This is a genomic window from uncultured Intestinimonas sp. (assembly GCF_944387245.1).
Taxonomy (GTDB): domain Bacteria; phylum Bacillota; class Clostridia; order Oscillospirales; family Oscillospiraceae; genus Intestinimonas.
The window spans coordinates 1-4,030 of sequence record NZ_CALXEE010000121.1 but is presented as its reverse complement, the minus strand read 5'-3'; the positions used below and the strand labels follow the sequence as shown (position 1 = coordinate 4,030).

Genomic DNA, 4,030 nt, shown 5'->3' with positions numbered 1-4,030 from the left:
CCGTCGTCTGCGGACGACGGAACTCTGCGAGGCTCTTTCACAAAACCTGAGGCGTTTCTACTTTTTCGACAAGCTGAGCCCTCCGCTCTGAAAGAGCGGAGGGCTTTCGATATTAAATGACGGTCTTGGTTTTCCAGCGGCCGCTGAGGAAGCGGATGAGGAAGACCACGGCCCGGACGATCCAGTCGATGAACATGGCCACCCACACGCCCAGCAAGCCGATCTGGGGCACCAGCAGGTAGGAGAAGCCGATGCGGAAGATCCACATGGAGCACATGGAGACGATCATGGTGAACTTGGCGTCGCCGGAGGCGCGGAGGGCGTTGGGCAGGGTGAAGGACATGGGCCAGAAGATGAGGTCGAAGACGGCGCACCACCGGAGGACCTGGATGGCCATGACGGCGGCGCCGGGGGTGAGGCCGAAGAGACCCACCACGGGGGCGGCGCAGAAGAAGAGCAGGACGCTGAGACTGCCCATGGCCAGGTAGACGATGATCATGAGCTTGCGGGTGTAGCGCACAGCCTGTTTGGAGTCGCCGGCGCCCATGCACTGACCCACCACAGTGATGAGGGAGAGGGAGATGGCGTTGCCGGGCACGTTGACCACGCCGGCCACAGAGTTGGCGATGGCGTTGGCGGCGGTGGCAGAGGTACCCAGGGGGGTGACCAGGCCCAGCACCAGCAGCTTGCCGATCTGGAACATACCGTTTTCCAGGCCGTTGGGGACGCCGATGCGGAGGATCTTCTTCACCAGCTGTCCCCGGAATTCAAAGTGGAGCAGGTGGTCGATGTGGATGCGGTGGCCGCTCTGGCAGATGAGCCAGGTCATGAGCACCGCCCCGGCCAGCCGGGAGAAGAGGGTGCCGAAGCCGGCACCCGCCACGCCGATGCCCGCGCCGTAGATGAGGATGGCGTTGAGGCCGATGTTGACGACATTCATCAGCAGGGAGGCCAGCATGGACACCTTGCTGTTGCCCATGGCACGGAAGAGGGCGGCGCCGGCGTTATAGATGGCAAGCAAAGGGTAGGAGATGGCGGTGAGGAGGAAGTAGGTCATGGCGGCCTCCATCACGTTGTCGTCCAGGCGGCCGAAGACCAGCCGGAGGATGGGCTCCCGGAAGAGGAGGCAGACGGCCATGGTGGCCGCCGACAGGGCGCCGATGGCGTAGAAGAGCTGCTTGGCGGCGGAGCAGGCGTTTTGCTCGTCACGGGAGCCCAGATACTGGGCCGCCACCACCGCGCCGCCGGTGGCCAGGGCGGAAAAGACGTTGATGAGCAGGGTGCTGATGTTGTCCACCAGCGAGACGCCGGAGACGGCGTGCTCACCCACCGAGGTCACCATGATGGTATCGGCCATGCCGATGGTCATGGCCAAAAACTGCTCTACAACCAGTGGAATAATGAGCCGCCGCAGAGCGTCAGCGGAAAAAAGAGGGGCCCTTTCCGGGGTCCGAAGCGTCGCCTGTGCTTGTGCCGCCATATGCTGCCTCCCCAATACAGAACGTTATCGGAACAAAACTACATTTTACCACAGGCTTACAGAAATACAACGTAGATTTTACACAAAAAAATCCGGCAGACCCAGCCTGGGACTGGCGGGGTCTGCCGGAGAAGGACTCAGCGGTTCAAATAGTGCCGGACCACCTGATTGGCGGTACGGACGGTCTCGGCCTCGTCGATGGTGGTGAGCTCGCCGTTCTGCACCACGGGGATGCCGTTGACGATGGTGTAGTCCACGTTCCCCTTGAAGCCTACGGTGCCCAGAACGGACATGGGGTCCAGCTGGGTGCCCACCAGGGACAGGCGGTCCAGGTCGATGAGGAAGCAGTCGGCGGCCTTGCCGGGGGCCAGACAGCCGATGTCGTCCCGGCCCAGGAGGCGGGCGGAGCCACGGGTGGCCATCTTCAGCACCTCATAGCCGGTGGGGGCGTCGGCGCTGGCCTGGAGCCGGTGGAGGAGGTAGCATACCCGCAGCTCCTCCAGCAGGTTGGAGCCGTCATTGGAGGCAGCGCCGTCCACGGCCAGGCCCACCGGGATGTCCAGGCCCAGCATGTCGGGCACCCGGCATACCCCGGAGGAGAGCTTCATGTTGGAGATGGGGCAGTGGGCCACGCCGGTGCCGGTCTCGGCCAGAAGGAGGAGCTCGTCGTCGTCAAAGTGGATGCCATGGGCGAACCACACGTCAGGCCCTACCCAGCCCAGGGACTCCATGTACTGCAAAGGGCGCATGCCGAATTTTTCGGTGGTGAACTGCACCTCGTCCTTTGTCTCGGACAGATGGGTGTGGAGCCGCACGCCCAAGCTTCGGGCCAGCCCGGCGGTCTCCCGCAGCAGATCGCCGGAGACGGAGAAGGGGGAGCAGGGGGCCAGGGCCACCTGGCGCATGGAGCAGGGGGAGGGGTCATGCCATACTCGGACCAGACGCTCCGAGTCGGCTAAAATCTCGTCGATGGTCTGTACCACGGAGTCGGGGGGCAGGCCGCCGTCCTTCTGGGAGAGGTCCATGGACCCGCGGGCGGCCATGAAACGGATGCCCACCCGGCTGGCTGCCCGGAACTGGGCGGCGATGAGGTCGCCGGCATCCCTGGGAAAGACGTAATGGTGATCAAAGCAGGTGGTACAGCCGGTCTTGAGGAGCTCTCCCAGGCCGGTGAGGGCGGACCAGGTCACCACCTCCTCGTCCAGGTCCTTCCACACCTCGTAGAGGGTGACCAGCCAGGGGAAGAGCTCCATCTTCTGCACCTCGGGTAGGTTCCGGGAGAAGAGCTGGTAGAGGTGGTGGTGGGTGTTGATGAGGCCGGGGTAGACCGTCATGGAGGAGGCGTCCAGCACGGTGTCGGCCTGGTGGTAGTCGGGGCCGATGGAGACGATGACGCCGTCCCGGATGAAGAGATTCACCCGCTCGTAGAGGGTGTCATCGTCATCGCAGGATACCACAAACCGGGCGTTTTTGATGAGCAGGGTAGACATATCCAGGACCTCCTTTGAAGAAAAAGGCGGACGAAACAGGTCATATCTACGTAGGCTGATAGGAGACCTCCCAGAGGTCATCCACCTGGAAGGTGAAGGACTCGCTGGCGGCCTGGAACGCGGCGGCGTCCAAATAGACGGAGAAGGTCTCGCCCGGTCCCTGTCCTGCGATATGGACGGCGTCGGGCCAGGGGGAACGGTCCACCTCCGCCTCAGCGCTGCTGAGCCCTAGGCTCTGGGTGGAGCCGCCCTGACCGTCGGGCAGATAGGGCAACAGGAGAGAGCCGCAGCTGGAGGGCTCATACTGGAAATGGAAGGAGGCCCAGAGCAGGTCGGGCGTCCTTCCATTGGCGTAGCAGAGGGCGTCCAGATAGAGGTTGGAGCTGCCGTCGCTCCATAAAAGGAGGTTCAGATTGTCGGAGGCCTCAAAGGCCTCTGCCTCCTGTGGAAAGCCGTCCGGCAACAGTTTCTTGGGGATGGCGACGGACAGGCTCTGTTCGGTACAGCCGGTGATGGTATAGCCCTCCTGGTACAGGATGCGGTTCAGATGGGATGGCCTGTTCCAGAGAAAGAAGGCTGCAAGCAGCAGAACAAGGGCCGTCAAAAGCAGAGGGAGCATGACACGCTTTTGTCTATGCTGAGACATGAAGATCCCCCCTTCTATAGGTCCAGTATAACATGAAGGGTATGGGAGCGCAACAAATAGGGAAAGGCGCCGGACGTGTTGTCCGGCGCCTCAGCCTGTCGAAAAAGTGCCCATATGTCAAATCGTATGCAAGAGCCTCGCAGAGTTCCGTCGTCCGCAGACGACGGAATCAAGTCAAATCTGTTTTTTCCGGGGACATGTGCCTCGGAAAAAACACTTCTCAGGCCGCAAGTGTGGAATTTGGCCGCTCCGGACAAATTATGCGCGCAGCGGCCTGCATCTCTTCGAAAAAATGCTTGCATTTTTGAGAGAGCCTGTCGACTTTGTCGACAGGCTCAGGCGCCGGACGTGTTGTCCGGCGCCTCAGGCGTAAGGGGTTACTCCTCAGAAATGGTATAGCCGCTCAGGTCGATG

The 4,030-nt window shown here is 62.0% G+C and carries 3 protein-coding genes; all 3 read right to left on the bottom strand.

The window, feature by feature from the left end; all coding sequences use genetic code 11:
• Positions 1-112 precede the first annotated feature (112 nt).
• The 3 genes from Q0K15_RS10820 to Q0K15_RS10810 all read right to left on the bottom strand — a co-directional run bounded on the left by Q0K15_RS10820 (position 113) and on the right by Q0K15_RS10810 (position 3,616).
• Entirely contained in the window at positions 113-1,480 is a 1,368-nt protein-coding gene (locus Q0K15_RS10820; RefSeq protein ID WP_294515855.1) for an MATE family efflux transporter, read from the bottom strand.
• A gap of 137 nt (positions 1,481-1,617) precedes the next feature.
• Entirely contained in the window at positions 1,618-2,970 is a 1,353-nt protein-coding gene (locus Q0K15_RS10815; RefSeq protein ID WP_294515854.1) for an 8-oxoguanine deaminase, read from the bottom strand.
• Between the two features lie 46 nt (positions 2,971-3,016).
• Entirely contained in the window at positions 3,017-3,616 is a 600-nt protein-coding gene (locus tag Q0K15_RS10810; protein ID WP_294515853.1) for a hypothetical protein, read from the bottom strand.
• Between the last annotated feature and the right edge of the window lie 414 nt (positions 3,617-4,030).